The following is a 2759-nucleotide window of genomic DNA, read 5'->3' as shown; positions in this document are numbered from 1 at the left end:
CGCACCTCCTCGGCGACAACGGCGAAGCCCTTGCCTGCGTCTCCGGCGCGAGCGGCTTCGACGGCTGCGTTGAGAGCCAGGAGGTTTGTCTGGAAGGCGATCTCGTCGATCGTCTTGACGATCTTGGCGGTCTCATCGGAGGAGGACTTGATGAGGTCCACTGCTTCGGACAGGCGTTGCATGCTGTCGACGCCCTTCTCGGCGCTACCGCGAGCCGCGTCAGACATTCCACGCGCTTCCTGGGCGTTGGCCGAGTTCTGCTTGGTCATGGAGGCCATCTCCTGGAGGCTGCTGGAGATCTCCTCCAGGGCGCTGGCCTGCTCCGAGGCTCCCTGGGCGACCGACTGGCTGCCACTGCTGATCTGTCCGGATGCCGAGGCCACCTGTTCCGAGGCCACGTTCACCTGGGAGAGCGCCTCGTCGAGGTGGTCGACGGCGGTGTTGAGGGCGACCTGGATCCTGTTGTAGTCGCCGGGGTACTCGTTCGTGATGCGGGCGGTGAGGTCGCGGCCCGCCACGCGGCTAAGAACATCCTCCTCGTCTCTGAGGAAGGTCACGACGGCGTCTACCGTGGCATTGACGCCCTCAACCACGCGGGCGTAGTCTCCGGCGCTCTTCGTGGCGTCGGCGCGGTACTCCAGGTTCCCCGCAACAGCCTGATCGGCGAGGTCCATCGTGCCTTCCACGAGTACACCGATCTGCTCGATCATGTGGACAAAGGCCGGTATCAAGTGGTCGTTCTCACAGCGACGTCCCTTGCCATCGCCAACAGCGCGGAGGGTCTCGACGTCGGACCCGTCGCCGGCCGCGACGTGTTGCGCGACCGCGATGACCACACGGATCCTCTGCTGCACGAGGTTCGCCTCCTCGCACAGCGATCCGTAGATACCCTCGAAGTCGCCTTCGGCGTCCTTGGTGTAGTCATTCTGGGACATGCGCTGCAGGGCCTGGTGGATCACATGCAGGCCCTCCATGGCGTCCACGCACCGGTTCATAATGTCGCGCAGTTGCAGCACTTCGCCGTGTGCTTCGTCGTCTGCTCGTGGCGGGGTCTGGCCAAGGGCAACCATCCCCAGGTTCTCCACCAGCCACCGCAAGGGTTTGCACAGGCTGGTCATGAGCGCGTTTGCTGGTTCGAGGAGAGCCGGGTGCGCGCCGGACTGGGAGGAGGCGTCCGCGCGCACTCCGAGGTCGCCCTCTGCAGCGGCCTGGGCCAGCTTGCCCAGCTCCCGAACCGTGGCCTCCAGGGCTCCCCTGGTGGCTTCGAGGCCGTCGACGAGGACCTGGACCTCCGCCGCGGCCTGCTCGCTGTTCTCATCTGGTGCCGGCAGGACGGTGTCGAAGGATAGCTCGCCCTGCGCGAGCTGCTGCAGACTGGCGCCCACTACCTTGATGGCGTCGGAGAGGTAATCGCCAGGGGCAACCAGGGAAGTGACGTCGTGGAGGACCTCAAGATGCCCGAGGGTCACGCCGTCTGCGTCCTGTAGACACGACGCCTGAGCCTGGAGCTTCCGGCCCTGGTGCTCGAACACGCGGCCGGCGCGATCAGAGCCGCCTTGGGCAAGGCAGCAGTCACGGGTATTGCACAGCTCTGCGCCCCAGGAACTGCAGCGACGTCCGAGGGCCTCCGAGCGGCTGACACCGAACAGGTTCTCGGCCGCGTGGTTGACGAAGACCCACTTGGCGTCTTCATCGGTAACCGAGACGGGGATCGGTAGGGCGTCGAGTACCGCCTCGTACCAGGCCACCTGATCGGCTGCGGCCTGTGCCTCCTGCGTCTGGTCACGGTCACAGGTCAGCAACTCGTTGATCTGCAGAGCCAGTTGCTGAGAGGGCCCGGACAGGCCTTCGCAGTCCAGCTCAAGATCGCCTTCGCCTGCGCGCTGGGCGCCAAGAAGCGCGTCGACGCGGCCCAGAAGCTGCTGAAGACCTGCCGAGCCGCTCTTGGCCGCCTTCTGGGGGAGCATCCCCTCGGGGATATCCGTCTCAAGGGTCGGTGCGGGGTCGGTCCTCGATGTTGTCTTGCGTGCGGCGCGTGCAACAGCCATCTGTCGTCCTCCTATCCTTACGATCACGGGGGCACGGGATGGGGCCTGTGCCGGCGTGTCCTGTTGTACCGCAAAGTGGTGTCGAGTGGTTAGGCGCTGGCTCGCATCAGGGTCATGGCCTCTTCGGTCTCCTCGCGGAGCCCTTCCGACGCCGCCTCGACCTCGGCCATCTCGCTCATCGTCAGGGCCTGGTCGATGTCCAGCAGCAGCTTCACGTGTCCCTCGGACTTGCCGATGCCGAGGATGTAGTCGGTGTTCACCGCAGCCCCAAAGGAGGGTGGGTCCTCGATCTCCTCGGCGGCAATGTCGGCCACTTCGGACACCTGGTCGACGACGATGCCGATGCGCCTGCCTTCGGCCTCGACGACAATGATGCAGGTCAGGTCGGTAGGCTCGGAGGAATCCATGCCGAACTTGAGGCGCAGGTCGATGATGGGGATCACCTTGCCGCGCAGGTTGATGACGCCCCGGATGAAGTGCTGCGTTCGAGGGACGGGGGTGATGTCCATGAGCCCGATGATCTCCTGGACCTTGAGTATCTGTAGCCCGTACTCCTCACGCCCCAGGAAGAAGGTCAGGTACTACCCGCCTCGGCTCCGCTCGACGAGGTCGTCGTCGGGCCCCCTCGCGGGGACCGCCGTCTGTGCGTCTGTGGTAACGCCGCTCATGGTGTCTCCTTTCAAGCTGTGACCGGCGCGGCCGGCTTCAGGC

At 65.5% G+C, this 2759-nt stretch carries 2 protein-coding genes; both read right to left on the bottom strand.

Annotated elements, in window-relative coordinates; all coding sequences use genetic code 11:
- Positions 1 to 2048, bottom strand: a 2048-nt coding sequence (locus ABFE16_13830) for a methyl-accepting chemotaxis protein (GenBank protein MEN6346374.1), incomplete at its 3' end; no start/stop codon positions are given.
- Between the two features lie 89 nt (positions 2049 to 2137).
- Positions 2138 to 2626, bottom strand: a complete 489-nt coding sequence (locus ABFE16_13825; GenBank protein MEN6346373.1) for a chemotaxis protein CheW — start codon at positions 2624 to 2626, stop codon at positions 2138 to 2140.
- Positions 2627 to 2759: the final 133 nt, after the last annotated feature.

Source organism: Armatimonadia bacterium, from assembly GCA_039679385.1.
Taxonomy (GTDB): domain Bacteria; phylum Armatimonadota; class Zipacnadia; order Zipacnadales; family JABUFB01; genus JAJFTQ01.
The sequence above is the reverse complement of the archived record's forward strand: the minus strand, read 5'-3'. Positions and strand labels throughout refer to the sequence as shown.